Source organism: Flavobacterium sp. KMS (assembly GCF_000813005.1).
Lineage (GTDB): Bacteria > Bacteroidota > Bacteroidia > Flavobacteriales > Flavobacteriaceae > Flavobacterium.
On record NZ_JSYP01000001.1, the window covers coordinates 531,977 to 550,211 of the forward strand.

Sequence of the window (18,235 nt, forward strand, 5' to 3'; positions counted from 1 at the left end):
TTTAAGCTTACCAAAACTTTAAATATTTTATTTAATCAACCTCTAATCAGTATTTTTCATTCTTGTTTTTCTAAAACATATTGCAATTTATATTGCCTTTTACTTATAATTTTAAAAATGCAAAGGTAGTGAAAAGGAATGTATTATGCTATAAAGATAAAAAGGCTGTTTTTGGATATTAAGAATTGAAAATTGTTAATGTGATGACCAATGATTATCTTTGGGATAAATTCATCATTTTTATTAAAAAAACAACTGCATAATTTCTCTTCGAAGTATTTACATCGCAGTTTATACATTACAAAAACTTACTCAAAATGTTCAAAAAAGGATCTAAACTAAATAGTATTTTAAAAGGAACTTGTCCTAAATGTCAAAACGAAAGTATGTACGAAGACAAGAACCCGCTACATTTAACCAAAGTTTTAAAAATGAATGAATCTTGCAGTCATTGCGGACTTAAATACCAGATTGAACCTTCCTTTTTTTACGGAGCAATGTATGTAAGTTACGGATTAAATGTAGCATTAGGAATTGCTGCTTTTATCATATCCTACGTTTTCCTAAACTCTAGTATCGAAGCTTCTTTTATAGCAATTGTAGTAACACTTGTTGTATTATTTCCATTTGTATTAAGATGGTCAAGGAATATCTACATTAATATGTTTGTTTCTTACGACCCAATTACTAATATAAAAAAATAGAGATTGCAAAAGCATAAGCAATTACACCTTTTTTTGATTGATTTCAAAAGATTAACCATATAAGTTATGTAAGCTCATTTAAGAAATACCTAAACTTATATTTTCTTAAATAGCTTACATGGTTTAAAAACTTATACTTTTTTTTGTAGAAAAAACATTAAATAACCTAATCGATTACTTGTTTTTCTTTTTATAAAAACGCTCAATATCTATTTCGGTATCCAAAGGAATTTCATTTTCTATATTTTCGAATAAAGCTTCAGCCATTGCTGGTCCTAACATTACTCCTCGTGTACCTAATCCGTTAAGGATATGCAACGATTTATGCGTATTATGCGTTCCTACCAGTGGTCTTCTATCTTGTACTGTAGGACGGACACCAGCAAAATGCTCAACGATTTCAAACTCGCAGGTAATTATTTCGCGAATGCGTTCTAGGAGTTCTTGCTTTGCCTCCTCCGTAGGTAAATCGGTTTTATCTTTCCAATTATATGTTGCCCCTACTTTAAACAAATCATTTCCTAAAGGCAGGATAAATACACTTGTATTTACAATAACGTCTAAATTCAAACCTACTGCTTTAATAATAAATAGTTCTCCTTTAGTTCCATCCAGAGGCAAATCATTAAAGAATGGGTTCTTATGCAACCCAAATCCTTCTGCAAAAATAATATGACGCGCTTGTATGTTTTTATATTGAATTCCTGAATCTAAAAATTCAATCTGATCATAATCAAATGATTCTTCTAACAGCAAATTATTAGCAAGTAAATATTCTCTATACTTTTCTAATAATAAAGCCGTATCAACATAACCTGTGTGCAAAACTTCGCCATAATCGTATGGAGAATCTATACTGTTATATTTTCTGTTAACTAATTTGGTAGACAAGAAAGGCGCTAAGTTTTTTTTATCTGAAGCACTAAACCAATTATTTTGCTCTTCAATCGAGAAAAACTTTCGTAAAATAGGTAGCTGGAAATTGAATTTTGTAGCAAGTTTATTTTCAATATCTGCATAAAAAGAATCCATTAAAACAAGTTGTTGTTGCGCTTGCCATACTTCACTAAATCTTTTTAAAATTACGGGATTATACAAACCTCCTGCTATTTTTGATGAGTTTTGCGATTTATCATCTACTACCAAAATAGATTTATTGTGCGACAATGCTTTTTCTGAAAAAGAAATCCCTGCTAAACCTGAACCAATAATTAAATAGTCAATCATGAAAAAATAAATTAAACTGTTACCGCCAACAAACATAAATGAAAAAACTCTTACCAAAAAATGGTAAGAGTTTTTTATATTAAAGAAGGAAATTAAATTTTAGTAATTCCACATATCTGATTCGAAATTTCTAATTTTCTCTTTCACTCTCTCAGACTCCAATAATTGGTTCTGAGCGTTATCCTTCATGTATTCTTCTATAGCTCTATCTCCGTAAACGTTTTCTTCTTTATAGATTGTGCTATTAAAACGTCTAGAGTTTAAGATTTGATCAAAAGAAATTGGCATTGCAGAGTTCTTGTCATTAAAGGCTTTAGCCTCATGTAAGACACCTCTAGCATCTGGGAAGAATACCCAGAACAATTCAATATAATCTTTTTCTTCACTATTAATAGTGTAAACATCTGGAGTAACAGGACAAATTCCTAAAAGACGATACTTCAATTCACTTTGACGTTTGTCAAAATACCAATATCCTTTAATTTTATATTCTGTAACATCTTGAGCTGTTAAATCAGTTTTCAAGATATATTCAGAAGATATAGTTTTAGATGCAGGAACAGTTACAGTTTCTGAAGTTGTTACTTTGTTTTTTCCTTTACCAGTTGTCTTCTTTTTTTCGATTGTTTGCGTAACATACGCATTCGGATCTTGATTCAATTGTTCTCTACCAGCATCAGTTGTATCGATACGAGATAAAGAAGATTGAATGTCTTTCATAGACTTTTTGGTATTGAAATAACTATCAGTATAAACTTCAGTAATTTTACCATTTTTAATTGCCTTTGTCAAAACATCGTACATAGAACGTCTGTCCGAACCGATATTTGCAGTATCAATTGGGAAATACATAGAAAAGTTGATTTTTTCATTTAAATCAATGATTTCCCAAACAGTTTTCCCCATCAAAACGTCTCTATCATGTACATAACCATAAGCTAATGGTTTGTCATTATCAGAAACAAGTTGTGCTGGAGTTTTTAAACCAATTTCAGCTGGTGTTTTTGCATTAAGCAAATTCGACTGTGCAAAAGCGGTATAACTCCCTGCAATAGAGATAATAGCTATTAAAAAATTTCTTACATTCATCATGGTATCAGTATAATATTGAAGTAGTTTTACTTTATAGATCTACTTATTATTGTATTTCATAAATTACTGGAGCGGTTCTAGGCAATAAATAACTTCCTGCTCCAACAAGTTTAGTTTTAATCTCAGAAATAGTAACTTGGTCTCCTCTACCTGCTTTTGAAAGAACTGATTTACATTGTGCATTTAATCTATTACCAGAAACTACAACTGTAGGTTGTCCAGTAACTTTTAAATTAAATCCAACAACATCTAATCCAACTTCGAAATCAAAATCAACTAATTTAGCTCCAATTGTAGCAATCTCTAAATTTGATTTAGGTCCTTTTACAACACCCATTTCTCCTCTAATTGTTCCAGTTGGTCCAGGAATACCTTTAATTCTAAAAGTTTTCTTATCTGTAACCTTAGAACCATTTGGCAATGTACCTGTAACAGTAATTGTAGTTTCAGTACCTGTACTTGGGCTCATGTTATATTTACCTGGTTTACCAGCAGAAGATAATCCTGGAGCAGTTGCAACAACTTTATTATCAGCAACACCCGCAAATGAAACTGAAATTGGGTTAACAACTCCTCTGTAAACTACATTCATTTTGTCTGCAGAAATAGTTGCAGAGTTTGGTTTTGGTACTACAACATATTTACCTTCAAATTTAAGTGGAATGTTTTTTCCATCTTCTAAGAATGTAAATTGTCCGTTAATACTTTGTTCTCCAATTCCACCAGCAGTCATCGAAATAACAGCTTGTCCATTTTCAATTTTACCTGGACCAGAGAATGAAGTAGGAGTTGTGTTTTCGTCATAACGACCTAAAACAACTTTACCTGTAACAGTTTCTCCTTGAAAGTAAGCACTTTTATCAAGAACTACAATCGCTTTATAGTTGTTATAAGAAGCTGCAGCTACTGCCGCTTTTCCTAAAGCTGAACTATAAACATCAGATTCTACTTTTTTAACATCACTCTGCCAAGCAGATAATTTTGCAACTGATGCAACAGCTGGAAAACCTTTAAAGTTATAAGCTAAAAATTTATCTTTTAAACCTTCTTTGTTTTTAACGTCAGAAGTATTAAATTTATTATCAATCTCAGCTACAATTGCACTATATTTTTTATCGCTCAATACAGATTTCATATCTGCTCTATACTGATTGATTTTTGCAACGATTTCGTCACCTTTTTTAGTATAACCTTCACCTGTAAACCAGTTGTCGATATTATCACCTTTGTCCATAGACTCGTAAGGTAATTTTCCAGTTTCTTTATCTTTTTCGAATCCTTTTAATACATCACCTTTTAAAGTTCCGATGTATGTATAAAAATCTTTAGATATTGCTGCCACTTTGTGAGCTGTTTGAGCAGCTGCTTCAAATTCTCCTTTGGCCTCAGCAGCTTTCTGGTCTAATGACATCAACATTTGCTCATTAGTCATATTAGCAGACTCGTTTGCACTTTCAAATTTTTCATTCATTAAGCCAAAAGCAGATAAAACTTCTTTTGACATATTCATTGCTAACATTGCGATAAAAACCAGATACATCAGGTTTATCATCTTCTGTCTAGGGGTTAATTTTCCTCCTGCCATATTTTCTAAATAATTAGTTTTTTATTAATAATAATTGTTTTTAACTAATTATCCTTTATTATTCATAGCCGAAAGCATACCACCATATACATTGTTTAAAGAAGCAATATTTGCAGTCATAGATTGCATTTGCTCTTTTAACTTACCTGCATTTTCAGCGATTTCTTTGTTTGCTTCTGCGTTTCTTGAAGCACTTTCTAATTGAACTTTATATAAACTATTTAATGATTCCATTTGTGCAGCTGCAGTAGATAACTCTTCGCTGTATTTTTTAGTAGAAGCGATTGAATCAACAGTTGGAGCAATTCCTTTAGCAGCAGATTCAAAGTTTTTGATACTGTTACCTAAGCTTGACATTAACTCACCGTCAATTTTAGCTTCTTTAAGCATAACGTCTAATTTTTGAGATAATAGACCTTGTGCATCAGATGGGGTTTCAACTTTTGCAGCTTTAGTTTTTGCTTGACCATTAGCCAATTCTGGATAAACTAAAGTCCAGTCTAATTCTTCGTCAACTGGTTCAAAAGCAGATAAAGCAAAGATTAATGCCTCTGTTACTAATCCGATTGAAAGCATCAAGGTTCCTGTTAACGGTCCGATTTCAAAGTGGGTAATTTTGAATAAAGCTCCAATAATTACTACTGCTGCTCCCATACCGTAAGCGAAGTTCATCGCTTTTTTACTTAATAATGCCATAATTTTGTTTGTTTGTTTTAGGTTTTAAAAATAAGGATTTGGTTATTGTTTTAATTGTACTCTCTAATTATAATTTACTCTTTTTATTCCCGGTCACTTGCGTTCCCATGTAATCTTGAACTGTTCTAAAACCAATAAAACTTCTTGCTGAATCTGCGTATTCAAAATCTCTGGTACTTACTTGTAGGAAATAAGCAACATCTTTCCATGAACCTCCACGAACTACTTTACGCTTGTTTGAACCATCTTGAACGTTAGGATTCATAGTAGAAACATATTCGTAAGCATTTGGGCTATATGAAGAATCTGTCCACTCGGCAACGTTACCTGCCATATTGTATAAATTGTATCCGTTTGGATCGTATGATTTTGCTTCTACAGTGTATAAAGCATTATCTGCAGCATAATCTCCTCTACTTGGCTTAAAGTTAGCCATAAAACAACCTCTATCACTCATGATATAAGGACCTCCCCAAGGGTAAGTAGCAGACTCCAGACCTCCTCTAGCAGCATACTCCCATTCTGCCTCTGTAGGCAATCTGAAAGAATTCACTAAATCATGACCTTTCTTTTTAGATTTTATGTAAGTATTTTTGTTTAATGTTCTCCAAGCACAGAATGCTTTTGCCTGAGTCCATTGTACTCCTACAACTGGATAATCTCCGTATGCCTTATGCCAGAAATAGTCATTATGCATTGGCTCATTATATGAGTAAGTAAAATCTTTAATCCAAACTGTTGTATCGGGGTAAACCTTAACTTCTTCTGTCTTAACGAAATCTTTTCTTTTTCCAACTTTAGCTTTAGCTGCAGCCTGAATATCCATCCAAGAATATCTAAATTTCAATTTATTAACATCAATAGTTCTTAAACCATTATATGACTCTTCTATAGGAATATACATAGAATCCATTACCTCTGTATAATACTCATCTGGATATGCCTGAGTACCTTTAGCTAACTTTACTTTTCTGTTTAATTTTCTTCCTGCATAAGGATCATCAGCAGTACCGATACTATAGTAATTGTCATACATATATTTATCGTAAGCTGTCATTTTTTCTGGATCAGAATCGTTAAAAGCATAATCTCCTATGCTTCCACCTTTTTTACCTTTAGCATCTGTTCCGCCACCTGGTTTTTGTCCCATTTCATCTGCCATAATTGCCAAACGAACTCTCATTGTTGAGTCTTTTACCCACTCCACAAATTGACGGTATTCACTATTTGTTATCTCTGTCTCATCCATATAAAAAGAACGAACGGTAACCGTTTTTGTTGGTGCATCTTCTACTTGAGCTAAGTCATCATCTGACTTACCCATAATGAACGACCCACCTGGAACTAAAGTCATTCCATAAGGCTTTTCAGGATACCATTTCCCACCTTTAACACCTACCAATTCTCCTTTGTCACTTGACCTACCACAACTAATCATTAGTGTTAAAAATGCCGCAAATGCAATAAACTTCTTCATATATATTTGGATTATCTATTCATTATTATAAGTCCGTAAACCTATTTATTATTTTCTTAAAAAACAATAGCTTTTTGTGTAATTTATTTCACGGTTCAAAAATAAAGTTAAAAAAAATAAAAAAAAAATATTTAGTCGATAAACTGTCATTAAAAATCGACATAAAACGTTAAATTTTAGTATTTATAAATCTATTCCTACTAATAAAATCAGAAACAATCATTTCAAAAAACCCTTAAATACTGGTACCTTATTACGAAAACGATTACACAGTATTTTTACGTTGTGCTTTCCACCATCTTTCAGGTAATTCCTGATTACAAGCAGTCAAATATTCGTCATACGAACATGATAACAACGTATTTCTCTTCAATTTATTACTTCCGTCAGAAATAAAAGGAATTTCTATCCACCAACGGTCAGTTTTGTCGCTTTTATAAAAAACCAGCTCTTCTTCTTCTAATGGAACTATGTATTTTAAATAGTTTTTTCGGCTACCATATGGATACTCATTAGAACGATAATGATACCCTTCGATAAAATACCAAACGATCTGCGCCATTAAAGGAGCTTCTTGCGATGTATTATTATGATTAAAAAGTCCAAAAGCAGACACTTTATCACTAATACCTGCATATCGAGCAAGCGAACAAATCTCTTTCCCATTAAACCCATTAGGTTCAAAAGTGATGATATTTCCTGAATCGGCAGATTTTATTGAATTTAAATCAAAACTCACTAAATCAGCATCTCTAAAAACTGGCTCAGCAAGCGCAATTTTATTCGAAACCTCTCCTAATCGATACGCATCAAAAAACAATTTTTCGATTAAATCAATCTCTTCTTGCGAGTTGTAATAAGTTTGATAACCTATGTTACAATAATTAAATAGATTGTTTGGCTCATCAACTATAATCTTGGTTAAATATGAAGTTGCTGAAGAATCTTCACTTTCTTTTCCAAAATCAAATTTATTATCTACAGCAACCAAATTAACCATTTGCTCTAAATCATCGTAAGCACGATACAAAGCATAGGTTAAATCCTGAGATCCACCTATAACTATAGGTACAACTCTGTTTTTTATTAAGGCTGCAGTTATTTTTTTTAAAAGATAGTAGGTATCATCTATTGAATTTCCTGGTAAAATATCCCCTAAATCAGCAATAGTCATATCCCAGTTTCCAGGAAACATACTATATAGCTTTTTACGAAAAGGATTTAAGTTTACATCGCTAATCGCAGAAGTATCTCCACGATTATCTAAAACTCCAATTATAGCAATATTTACTTTTGCTAAATCTGGAAACTGTTCTTTTGTATGTAAAACTATTTTACTTCCCAATTCTTGAGAAGACAATGTATCAATGTAGTTTAGAATTTCTTCGGCAACTGGTTGTAGAAAATCAAATTCCATTCTTTATTTCTTTTTAGCTACTGGTTTTTTAGCCACTGCCTTCTTAGCAGCAGGTGCTTTCTTTGCAGCTGTCTTTTTTACTGGGGTTTTCTTAGCAATCATTTCCTGAACTTCAGCCAACGTTAATTTTGTAGCATCAACATCTTTACTAAGTTCAATTTTAATTTTACCTTTGGTAATAACCGAACGTCCCCAACGTGCTTTTTCAACAAGAATACCTTCTTCTTCCCAGTTATGAAGTACTTTATCAATATTTTTTTGAAGTTTATCTTCTATCAGCGCTTCAATATCTGATTGTGATAAATTATCAAAATTGTATTTTTTACTTACGTTAATAAACAATCCATTCCATTTGATAAAAGGCCCAAAACGACCTACTCCTTTTTGCACTCCTTCTCCTTTATATACAGCAATAGGCGCATCAGCAAGTGCTTTTTCATCTATTAACTCCTGAGCTCTTGTAATTGTTACATCCAGAGGATCTTCTCCTTTTGGCAATGAGATAAAAACACTTCCGTGACGAACATATGGCCCATAACGACCATTACTTACCTCTACTTCTTCTCCTTTGTATTCTCCTAAGTTTTTAGGCAATAAAAACAAATTCAAAGCTTCTTCCAGCGTTATATTTCCGATATTCTGATCTGCCATTAAACTGGCGAATTTTTTATCTTCATCATCCGGCTCTCCAATTTGTGCCATTGGTCCAAACTTTCCTAAACGAACAGAAACTGGTCTTCCTGAAACCGGATCTTTCCCTAAGATTCTTTCTCCACTTTCTCTCTCAGCATTAGCTTCGACATCTTTTACATTTGGATGGAATTTATCATAAAACTCCTTCATCATTTGTGCCCAGTCGATATTTCCTTCAGCAATTTCATCAAAATCCTGTTCTACTTTTGCTGTAAAGTTGTAATCTAATATTGTCCCAAAATTCTTAACCAGGAAGTCTGTAACAATTGTTCCGATATCAGTTGGAACTAACTTCCCTTTATCCGAACCTGTATTTTCTTTAAGCAACTTCTCTCCTACTTTGTTTGATTGTAAAGTAAGTTGAGTATAATTACGCTCCTGACCATCAAGGTTACCTTTTTCTACATAATTTCTGTTGATGATTGTAGAAATAGTTGGCGCATAAGTCGAAGGACGACCAATACCAAGTTCCTCTAATTTCTTCACCAAAGAAGCTTCTGTATAACGTGCCGGCGGTCTTGAATATCTTTCGGTTGCTGTGATATAATTATTTAATAATTTCTCATTCACTTTCATTGCAGGCAACATTCCTTCTTGCTCTTCTTCGTCATCATCATGACCTTCAAGATATACTTTTAAGAATCCTTCAAAAAGTAAAACTTCTCCAGATGCTGTAAAAATTTCGCTATGATTATTAGCTTCAATCTTCACATTAGTTCTTTCTAATTGTGCATCACTCATTTGCGAAGCCAATGTTCTTTTCCAAATCAAATCATACAAACGAGCTTGATCTCTGTCAATATTTACTGTATGACGCGACATATCAGTCGGACGAATAGCTTCGTGCGCTTCTTGCGCTCCTTTGCTTTTGTTTGTAAAAGTTCTTGGTTTTGAGAATTCTTTCCCGTACGATTTTATAATTTCAGCTTGTGCAGCATCCATTGCATCTTTAGAAAGATTAACGCTATCAGTTCTCATATAAGTAATAAGTCCTGCTTCGTATAGTCGTTGTGCTAGTTGCATTGTGATTCCAACTGGTAAATACAACTTTCTTGCTGCTTCTTGTTGCAATGTAGAAGTTGTAAATGGAGCTGTTGGTGATTTTTTAGTAGGTTTCGTTTCTAAATCCGATACCTTATATGAAGAACCGATGTTTTTATTTAAAAAATCTTCGGCTTCTTTTTTTGTATTAAAGTTTTTAGGCAGTTTAGCCTTAAACGTTTTTCCGCTTTCATTTGTAAACTCAGCTACAACAGAATACGATGCTATTGCATTAAAATTCTGAATTTCTCTTTCTCTCTCAACAATTAAACGAACTGAAACTGACTGAACACGTCCTGCAGATAAACCTCCTTTAATTTTTCTCCATAATACAGGAGATAATTCGTAACCAACCAACCTGTCTAATACACGACGCGCTTGTTGTGCGTTAACCAAATTATAATCTATCTCTCTAGGATTTTCAATCGCTTTTAGGATTGCTGATTTTGTGATTTCGTGAAAAACAATTCGCTTAGTCTTTTTAACATCAAGTTTTAATTCTTCCGCAAGATGCCATGAAATAGCCTCCCCCTCGCGGTCCTCATCACTTGCTAACCAAACCATTTCGGCATTCTTAGATAATGTTTTTAGTTTACTAACTAAAGCTTTTTTATCCGGAGAAACTTCATATTTAGGTTTAAAACCATTCTCTACATCCACACCGATTTCTTTTGAAGGCAAGTCGGCAATATGCCCATAACTTGACTCTACTTGAAAATCACTTCCCAAAAATTTCTCTATCGTTTTTGCCTTTGCAGGTGACTCAACTATTACTAAATTCTTTGCCATTACTCTATTTTTCTGGAACAAAAGTAGAAGTTTTTTTTAAATGAGAGTGCACCCAAATCGTTTTTTGAGAAAAATCTATTTTCGCAGCTGCTATTTTATACCTTAATATATAACAAAAATATTCTCGTTATTATATATTCCTTTCCTCCAAAACAAAATAAAAATCAAAAACTTTACTACAAAAGCCTATCCAATAAATAACTACATTAAAAAAAGCCTGAATTACAAAATCAAAACTAAATTTTACCAGCAACAACTACATCAATACCCATTTCTTCGAGTTTCGTTTTAGTTTCAACATCAATGCCCGCATCTGTAATCAGTACATCAATTTTACTTAAATCACAAATTTTACCAAAACCCCGAACATTCATTTTTGTCGAATCGGCCAAGACAATAACCTTCTCTGCAACCTCTATCATCGCTTGATTTAAATGCGCCTCCAAAGCATTTGATGTGCTTAAACCAAAATCTAAATGAAGACCATCTGTTCCTAAGAATAATTTATTGCAAGAAAACTGACTCAAAGTTGCTTCTGCAATTGGTCCCACAGCCGAAGTTGAACTGTTTCGAATATCTCCTCCTAATTGTATTGTGTCAATATTTGTTTCCTTACTAAGCTCTAAAGACACTTTTAACGAAGGTGTAAGTACTGTTAGTTTTTGAAATCCTTTTATAACCCGAGATAAATAATGAATATTCGATCCCGACCCTAATATAATATAATCGTGATTACTTATATATTTTACCGCCTCTTCTGCTATTTGTTTTTTTTGCTCTACTTGCAACCCTTCTTTATCATTAACATCTCTTTCAAAAGCATAAATAGGCTGCTTGCTCGCTCCTCCATGTGTACGATGCAACAGCTTTTGATTCTCTAAAAAAGTCAAGTCCTTTCGTATGGTTACGCTTGAAACATTAAGTGTTTCGCATAAATCAACCACATTTACATATCCCTTTTGATTTAATTCCTTAAGTATATCCTCTTGCCGTCTATTGATTATAGTCATAAGTCCTCTTTATTATTAAGATTTTCCAGAATCGAAAGATACAACAATTAAATAAAAAAATAAATTTCATTTTGTTTTATTTAGTTTCATTTAATTTCGTTATGTTTGTTATTCGAAAGTAAAACGACATAAAACACAACAAATAAGACATATAATGAAACGACTCGAACAATTAACAAAACTAAAACAAACACCTGAATGGGATGTAATCGTTATTGGTGGCGGAGCTAGCGGGCTAGGTACCGCACTCGATGCAGCTAGTAGAGGCTACAAAACAGTTTTAGTCGAAGCAATAGATTTTGCAAAAGGAACATCAAGCAGAAGTACAAAATTAGTTCATGGTGGTGTTCGCTACCTGGAACAAGGAGATATCTCTCTGGTAAGAGAAGCTTTAAAAGAAAGAGGTTTAATGGCTCAAAATGCAGCCCATCTAGTAAAAAACCAATCTTTTGTTATACCAAATTATAACTGGTGGGGTGGCTATTTTTACACTATCGGACTTACTATATATGATTTATTAGCTGGAAGACTGAGCCTAGGTAGATCCAAGTATATTTCGAAGAAAAAAACTATTGAACTACTTCCTACAATAGAGCAAAAAGGCTTAGTCAGTGGTGTTATTTATCAAGACGGACAATTTGACGATTCTCGCTTGGCTATAAATATCGCACAGACTGCAGCAGAAAAAGGCGCATGCATTTTAAACTATGCCAAAGTTATGAATCTATTAAAAGACGACAACCATAAAGTTATCGGTGTACAAATAGTAGATCACGAATCTGGCGAGTGGTATGATATAAAAGGGAAAGCAGTTATTAATGCTACAGGTGTTTTTACTAATGCAATAATGAAACTAAACGACGCTGTATATAAAAAATACATCGTACCAAGTCAGGGAATTCATCTTGTATTCGACAAATCTTTCCTGCCAAGCGACCACGCTTTAATGATTCCAAAAACTAGCGATGGAAGAGTATTATTTGCAGTGCCTTGGCATGATAAAATAGTAGTAGGAACAACTGATACCCTAATTAAAAAGCATAGCCTAGAGCCTATTGCTCTGGAATCAGAAATTGAATTTGTTTTAGAAACAGCACAAAGATTCCTTGCAAAAAAACCTACTCGTGCTGATGTTTTATCTGTTTTTGCAGGATTAAGACCATTGGCAGCGCCAGAGAAAGAAGGAACAAGTACCAAAGAAGTTTCAAGAAGTCATAAAATAATTGTTTCCGAAACCGGATTAATAACTATAACTGGTGGAAAATGGACTACTTATAGAAAAATTGCTGAAGACATCATTGACAAAGCAATAGTTGTACACCGCTTACCAAAAAAGGAATGTAAAACGGAACATATCGCAATTCACGGAAGTACGGAAACAAATTCTACAACTCGACAAAATCATTTATACATATACGGAACTGACATTCCTAAAATACTAGAATTACAAAATCAAGAACCTGAATTAAAAGAAAAACTACACCCTAATTACGACTACACTATGGCAGAAGTAGCCTGGGCAATTCGTCATGAAATGGCAAGAACGATAGACGATATTTTAGCAAGAAGAGTACGTTTATTATTTCTAGATGCTCATGCAGCCATTGCTTCATGCGAAAAAGTGGGACATTTATTAGCAAAAGAACTTGGTCATGACGAAACATGGGCACAAACCCAAATATCGCATTTCAAAACAATCGCTAACGGATTCATCTTATCAGATTTTCAAAAAAATCATCAGTAACAACATACATATATCATGCAGGACAAATTAATCTTAACACTAGACCAAGGAACAACTTCTTCCAGAGCCATCGTATTTAATCATGACGGAGAAATAGTAAGTATTTCTCAAAGACCTTTTGAACAGATATTTCCAAAACCAGGATGGGTAGAACATGACCCTAACGAAATTTGGTCATCTCAAATTAGCGTCGCTGCCGAAGTTATTGCAAAAGTGGGAATTTCTGGAAAAGAAATAGCCGCAATTGGAATCACCAATCAACGCGAAACAACAATTGTTTGGGACAGAGAAACCAGCGAACCTTTATATAATGCTATCGTCTGGCAAGATCGCAGAACAGCAAAATATTGTGACGAATTAAAAGCAAAAGGTCATGCTGAAATGATCAAGAAAAAGACTGGATTATTATTAGATGCCTATTTTTCGGGGACTAAAATAAAATGGATTCTAGACAATGTCGAAGGGGCACGCGAAAAAGCAGAACAAGGAAAACTATGTTTCGGAACTGTAGACACATGGCTAATCTGGAAACTTACTCGAGGTAAAATATTCATGACCGATGTCTCTAACGCAAGCAGAACTTTATTATTAAACATTCATACATTAGAATGGGATACTGAATTACTAGAATTGTTCAACATCCCAAGAGCAATGCTACCTGAAGTAAAACAAAGTAGCGAAATATACGGAGAAACCAGTACAACATTATTTTCTACAAAAATTCCAATCTCAGGTGTAGCTGGTGACCAGCAAGCAGCTCTTTTTGGACAATTATGTACAGATCCTGGAATGGTAAAAAATACTTACGGAACAGGTTGCTTTATGTTAATGAATACAGGAAATAAGGCTGTTTATTCTAAAAACAATTTACTTACCACAGTTGCTTGGAAAATAAATGGCGAAACAACGTATGCCCTAGAAGGAAGTGTATTTGTAGGCGGAGCCGCTGTACAATGGTTGCGAGACGGTGCAAAAATGATCAACTCAGCCCAAGAAATCGAAACCTTAGCAGCAAGCGTACCAGACAATGGCGGTGTATATTTCGTTCCTGCTTTAACAGGTTTAGGCGCACCACATTGGGACCAATATGCCAGAGGCGCAATTTTAGGAATTACAAGAGGAACTACAAACGCACATATAGCACGCGCTACTTTAGAAGGAATCGCTTACCAAGTACTAGATTTAGCAACATCAATGGAAGCAGATTTTGGAAGAAAAGGAAAAGAACTAAGAGTAGATGGTGGTGCTGCCATTAATAACTTAATGATGCAATTCCAATCAGATATATTTGGTTTTAATGTAGTTAGACCTAAAACACTAGAAACAACAGCATTAGGCGCCGCATACCTGGCAGGATTAGCCGTAGGATACTGGAAAAACATAAGCGAATTACAAGAACAATGGCATATCGACAAAACTTTTACTCCAAAAATGCCTAAGGCAGAAGTTGACAAACTTGTAAAAAACTGGGATAAAGCCGTTGGACGTACTAAAAACTGGATTGAGGACTAAAATATGAATCATTAAAACTTAAAAGATGTCGCCATTTACTGCTGAAATCATAGGAACAATGCTAGTTATCTTACTAGGTAATGGCGTTGTTGCAAACGTAGTTCTTAAAGGAACAAAAGGAAATAACTCGGGATGGATTGTAATTACTACCGGTTGGGCATTTGCCGTTTTTGTAGGCGTAACAGTTGCAGGGCCAATTAGTGGTGCGCACTTAAACCCTGCCGTAACAATCGGACTAGCTCTTATTGGAAAATTTGCCTGGAGCCAAGTATCTTATTACATTATTGCTCAAATAATCGGAGCCATGTTAGGAGCATTCTTAGTCTGGCTATTTCATAAAGATCATTTTACCATTACTGAGGACGAAGGTGGAAAACTTGCTTGTTTTAGTACAATACCAGCAATCAGAAATACCTTTTCTAATTTGATTAGTGAGATTATCGGGGCTTTCGTTCTTATTTTCGTAATCTTTTATATTGCAGGTCCCGAACTCAGCATTAGCACTGCTTCTGATGCTAAAATCGGACTTGGATCTATTGGTGCTTTACCCGTTGCTATTTTGGTATGGGCGATTGGATTGTCTTTAGGTGGCACTACAGGTTACGCTATTAATCCCGCAAGAGACTTAGGACCGCGTATTATGCACACTCTTCTTCTTAAAGGAAGCAGCGACTGGAGCTATGCCTGGATCCCAATTCTTGGTCCAATTATAGGAGCATGTTTAGCAGCACTCTTATATATAGCAATGCTCTAGTATGGCTTTATAAATCAAAAAATCATGAAAAAAATATTATTTTTCTCTATAATCTCAATTATAGGGCTAGCTGGATACGCTCAAAAAAGAACAGTTCAAGATAGCATTTCTACTCCAATAGAAGACACAAAACCATCCCGTTTAGACTTTAACGTAGACTTAGAAACTAGCCATTTATGGAGAGGACTCGTTATAAATGATGGTATGACTGCAACTGGAAACATCCATTATGCATTAAATGAAGGACGAAATTTTACCGTTGGAATTTGGGGAGGTGCTGGATTTGATGGGAAATATCGTGAGATAAACTATTATATTCAATATCAAAAAAATAACTTATCAATCGGACTGTGGGATTTATTTAATACTACAGGAATTGAAAACCCTGAAGTTTTTAATTACAATAAACTAACTACTACTCACCTTATTGATTTAAGAACTTCGTATCGTTTTCCCGAGTCATTCCCCATTCGAATAGAAGCTGATATTTTACTTTACAGTGGGTTAAATGATAGAGAATTAGACAATAATAATGATTACAGAAGTAGATACTCAACTTACATAGAATTAAGCTACCCAGTTATCCGAAATCAAAAAGTAAATCTAAATGTTTTTATGGGAGGAGCTTTTGCAATCGACGGGAAAAAATATTTGTACACAAATCAGGAAGAAAGCGCTTTTGGCATTGTAAACACAGGGATAAAAGTCTCCAAAGATATTTCGGTATTTAACTATAAATTACCTGTATCGGCAACTGCAATGTGGAATCCTGCTAATAAAATTGCAAGAGTACAATTAGACGTCAATTTGTTCTAATCTCTGCATAGATTTTAATTTGTTAATCAAAGCTCTCTTTATCCTCAAAAGAGAGCTTTTTTTATTCAAATTTTAAAATAAAAAACAATGTTAAATCTTCATCTGACATCTTGTCACAATCATACAAATAATCGTACCTTTGCGACCTTATTAAAATACACTTTTGAAAGTGACTTATGGAAAAGATTATTGAAGAAAGCAAACAAGGTGAAAGTCTTGTTTTAGAACATAAACCTGAGAATACAAAAAAACTCTTTATAGAAAGCTACGGCTGTGCGATGAATTTTTCGGATAGCGAAATCGTTGCTTCAATTTTATCAGCAAATGGTTTCAATACAACTCAAAAGCTTGAAGAAGCCGATTTAGTTTTGGTAAACACCTGCTCAATCCGTGATAAAGCAGAGCAAACTATACGCAAACGTTTAGAAAAATACAATGCTGTAAAACGCATTAACCCAAAAATGAAAGTTGGTGTTTTGGGCTGTATGGCAGAACGTTTGAAAAGTCAGTTTCTAGAAGAAGAAAAAATCGTAGACCTTGTTGTTGGTCCAGATGCCTACAAAGACTTGCCTAATTTATTAAGTGAAGTTGAAGAAGGTCGTGATGCTATAAACGTAATTTTATCTAAAGATGAAACCTATGGTGACATCTCACCCGTACGATTGATGAGCAACGGAATTACTGCTTTGGTTTCTATTACTCGTGGTTGCGATAATATGTGTACGTTTTGTGTAGTACCTTTTACCCGCGGACGTGAACGTAGTCGTGAGCCTCAAAGTATTATGAATGAGATTCAGGATTTATGGGACAAAGGCTTTAAAGAAATCACGCTTTTAGGTCAGAACGTAGATAGTTATTTATGGTATGGTGGCGGATTAAAAAAGGATTTCGATAATGCTACAGATATGCAAAAAGCTACTGCTGTAAACTTCGACCAATTACTAGAAATGGTAGCCGTTACTTTCCCTAAAATGCGTATTCGCTTCTCAACTTCGAATCCTCAAGATATGCACGAAAGTGTTTTGCATATTATTGCAAAATATCCAAATATTTGTAAACACATACATTTACCGGTTCAGTCAGGAAGCAATAGAATCCTAAAAGAAATGAACCGTTTACATACACGTGAAGAATACATGACTTTGATTGATAAAATCAAAACCATAATCCCGAACAGTTCTATCTCACAAGATATGATTGCAGGTTTCCCAACAGAAACAGAGCAAGATCACCAAGACACTATGAGCTTAATGGAATACGTAAAATATAACTTTGGCTATATGTATTCCTATTCAGAACGTCCTGGGACTTTGGCCGGAAGAAAAATGGAAGATGATGTCACCGACGAAACCAAAGCAAGAAGATTACAAGAAATTGTCGATTTACAACAAAAACATGCTTGGTTACGCTCTGAAGAGTTTATCGGACAAACTGTAGAAGTTCTGGTTGAGAAAGTTTCAAAAAAATCGACTGAAGAATTCTCAGGAAGAAATTCACAAAGTATTACCGTGGTTTTCCCAAAAGAGAATTATAAAATAGGAGATTTTGTAAATGTAAAAATTACAAGTTGTACTAGTGGAACTTTAAAAGGTCAGGCTGTTGGGTTGAGCGAAATGAATTAATTTTTTTGTTGCCACAGATTAATAGGATTAAAATGATTTTTATCTTATTTTTCTTA

At 34.0% G+C, this 18,235-nt stretch carries 14 protein-coding genes; 6 read left to right on the forward strand and 8 right to left on the reverse strand.

Annotated features, from left to right (window positions below):
- The first annotated feature begins 317 nt into the window (after positions 1 to 317).
- Positions 318 to 704 carry a DUF983 domain-containing protein gene (locus OA93_RS02225; protein ID WP_039111488.1) on the forward strand — a complete coding sequence of 129 codons (387 nt, stop codon included), beginning with the start codon at positions 318 to 320 and terminating at the stop codon, positions 702 to 704.
- A gap of 174 nt (positions 705 to 878) precedes the next feature.
- Here the strand turns inward: OA93_RS02225 and OA93_RS02230 are convergent, their stop codons facing one another.
- From OA93_RS02230 to OA93_RS02265, 8 genes are all read right to left on the reverse strand, one after another.
- Entirely contained in the window at positions 879 to 1,931 is a 1,053-nt protein-coding gene (locus tag OA93_RS02230) for an FAD-binding oxidoreductase (RefSeq protein WP_039111602.1), read from the reverse strand.
- Positions 1,932 to 2,030: 99 nt separating this feature from the next.
- Positions 2,031 to 3,020, reverse strand: coding sequence for a gliding motility protein GldN (gldN, locus tag OA93_RS02235; RefSeq protein ID WP_039111603.1), 990 nt, complete (start codon positions 3,018 to 3,020; stop codon positions 2,031 to 2,033).
- A gap of 49 nt (positions 3,021 to 3,069) precedes the next feature.
- On the reverse strand, positions 3,070 to 4,608 hold the full coding sequence (gldM, locus tag OA93_RS02240) for a gliding motility protein GldM (RefSeq protein WP_039111489.1): 1,539 nt from the start codon (positions 4,606 to 4,608) through the stop codon (positions 3,070 to 3,072).
- A gap of 48 nt (positions 4,609 to 4,656) precedes the next feature.
- Complete coding sequence (gldL, locus tag OA93_RS02245; RefSeq protein ID WP_035623274.1) at positions 4,657 to 5,304, reverse strand: gliding motility protein GldL; 648 nt, start codon at positions 5,302 to 5,304, stop codon at positions 4,657 to 4,659.
- Positions 5,305 to 5,371: 67 nt separating this feature from the next.
- Positions 5,372 to 6,781 (reverse strand): gliding motility lipoprotein GldK, encoded by a 1,410-nt coding sequence (gldK, locus tag OA93_RS02250; protein WP_039111490.1) that lies wholly within the window; start codon positions 6,779 to 6,781, stop codon positions 5,372 to 5,374.
- A 265-nt stretch (positions 6,782 to 7,046) separates the two neighbouring features.
- Positions 7,047 to 8,198 carry a formimidoylglutamase gene (locus tag OA93_RS02255; RefSeq protein ID WP_039111491.1) on the reverse strand — a complete coding sequence of 384 codons (1,152 nt, stop codon included), beginning with the start codon at positions 8,196 to 8,198 and terminating at the stop codon, positions 7,047 to 7,049.
- Positions 8,199 to 8,201: 3 nt separating this feature from the next.
- Positions 8,202 to 10,721: a type I DNA topoisomerase gene (gene topA, locus OA93_RS02260; protein ID WP_039111492.1), complete on the reverse strand. Its 2,520-nt coding sequence runs from the start codon at positions 10,719 to 10,721 to the stop codon at positions 8,202 to 8,204.
- A 236-nt stretch (positions 10,722 to 10,957) separates the two neighbouring features.
- Positions 10,958 to 11,731, reverse strand: coding sequence for a DeoR/GlpR family DNA-binding transcription regulator (locus tag OA93_RS02265; RefSeq protein WP_039111493.1), 774 nt, complete (start codon positions 11,729 to 11,731; stop codon positions 10,958 to 10,960).
- Positions 11,732 to 11,885: 154 nt separating this feature from the next.
- Between OA93_RS02265 and OA93_RS02270 the strand changes: the two genes are divergently transcribed.
- The 5 genes from OA93_RS02270 to miaB all read left to right on the forward strand — a co-directional run bounded on the left by OA93_RS02270 (position 11,886) and on the right by miaB (position 18,179).
- Positions 11,886 to 13,475 (forward strand): glycerol-3-phosphate dehydrogenase/oxidase, encoded by a 1,590-nt coding sequence (locus tag OA93_RS02270; RefSeq protein ID WP_039111494.1) that lies wholly within the window; start codon positions 11,886 to 11,888, stop codon positions 13,473 to 13,475.
- Positions 13,476 to 13,490: 15 nt separating this feature from the next.
- A complete protein-coding gene (glpK, locus tag OA93_RS02275; protein WP_039111495.1) occupies positions 13,491 to 14,987 on the forward strand; it encodes a glycerol kinase GlpK in 1,497 nt (498 codons plus the stop codon).
- 25 nt (positions 14,988 to 15,012) lie between these two features.
- On the forward strand, positions 15,013 to 15,741 hold the full coding sequence (locus OA93_RS02280) for an MIP/aquaporin family protein (protein ID WP_039111496.1): 729 nt from the start codon (positions 15,013 to 15,015) through the stop codon (positions 15,739 to 15,741).
- Positions 15,742 to 15,765: 24 nt separating this feature from the next.
- On the forward strand, positions 15,766 to 16,557 hold the full coding sequence (locus OA93_RS02285) for a hypothetical protein (RefSeq protein ID WP_039111497.1): 792 nt from the start codon (positions 15,766 to 15,768) through the stop codon (positions 16,555 to 16,557).
- 176 nt (positions 16,558 to 16,733) lie between these two features.
- The gene (gene miaB, locus OA93_RS02290; protein ID WP_039111498.1) at positions 16,734 to 18,179 is read left to right on the forward strand and encodes a tRNA (N6-isopentenyl adenosine(37)-C2)-methylthiotransferase MiaB; all 1,446 of its coding nucleotides are present in this window, start codon (positions 16,734 to 16,736) and stop codon (positions 18,177 to 18,179) included.
- The last annotated feature ends 56 nt before the right edge of the window (positions 18,180 to 18,235 follow it).

What these genes read in the sequence shown, in the direction of transcription:
- OA93_RS02225 (WP_039111488.1), top strand. Translation starts at nt 318, where the DNA reads ATGTTCAAAAAAGGATCTAAACTAAATAGTATTTTAAAAGGAACTTGT.
- OA93_RS02230 (WP_039111602.1), bottom strand. Translation starts at nt 1,931, where the DNA reads ATGATTGACTATTTAATTATTGGTTCAGGTTTAGCAGGGATTTCTTTT.
- gldN (WP_039111603.1), bottom strand. Translation starts at nt 3,020, where the DNA reads ATGAATGTAAGAAATTTTTTAATAGCTATTATCTCTATTGCAGGGAGT.
- gldM (WP_039111489.1), bottom strand. Translation starts at nt 4,608, where the DNA reads ATGGCAGGAGGAAAATTAACCCCTAGACAGAAGATGATAAACCTGATG.
- gldL (WP_035623274.1), bottom strand. Translation starts at nt 5,304, where the DNA reads ATGGCATTATTAAGTAAAAAAGCGATGAACTTCGCTTACGGTATGGGA.
- gldK (WP_039111490.1), bottom strand. Translation starts at nt 6,781, where the DNA reads ATGAAGAAGTTTATTGCATTTGCGGCATTTTTAACACTAATGATTAGT.
- OA93_RS02255 (WP_039111491.1), bottom strand. Translation starts at nt 8,198, where the DNA reads ATGGAATTTGATTTTCTACAACCAGTTGCCGAAGAAATTCTAAACTAC.
- topA (WP_039111492.1), bottom strand. Translation starts at nt 10,721, where the DNA reads ATGGCAAAGAATTTAGTAATAGTTGAGTCACCTGCAAAGGCAAAAACG.
- OA93_RS02265 (WP_039111493.1), bottom strand. Translation starts at nt 11,731, where the DNA reads ATGACTATAATCAATAGACGGCAAGAGGATATACTTAAGGAATTAAAT.
- OA93_RS02270 (WP_039111494.1), top strand. Translation starts at nt 11,886, where the DNA reads ATGAAACGACTCGAACAATTAACAAAACTAAAACAAACACCTGAATGG.
- glpK (WP_039111495.1), top strand. Translation starts at nt 13,491, where the DNA reads ATGCAGGACAAATTAATCTTAACACTAGACCAAGGAACAACTTCTTCC.
- OA93_RS02280 (WP_039111496.1), top strand. Translation starts at nt 15,013, where the DNA reads ATGTCGCCATTTACTGCTGAAATCATAGGAACAATGCTAGTTATCTTA.
- OA93_RS02285 (WP_039111497.1), top strand. Translation starts at nt 15,766, where the DNA reads ATGAAAAAAATATTATTTTTCTCTATAATCTCAATTATAGGGCTAGCT.
- miaB (WP_039111498.1), top strand. Translation starts at nt 16,734, where the DNA reads ATGGAAAAGATTATTGAAGAAAGCAAACAAGGTGAAAGTCTTGTTTTA.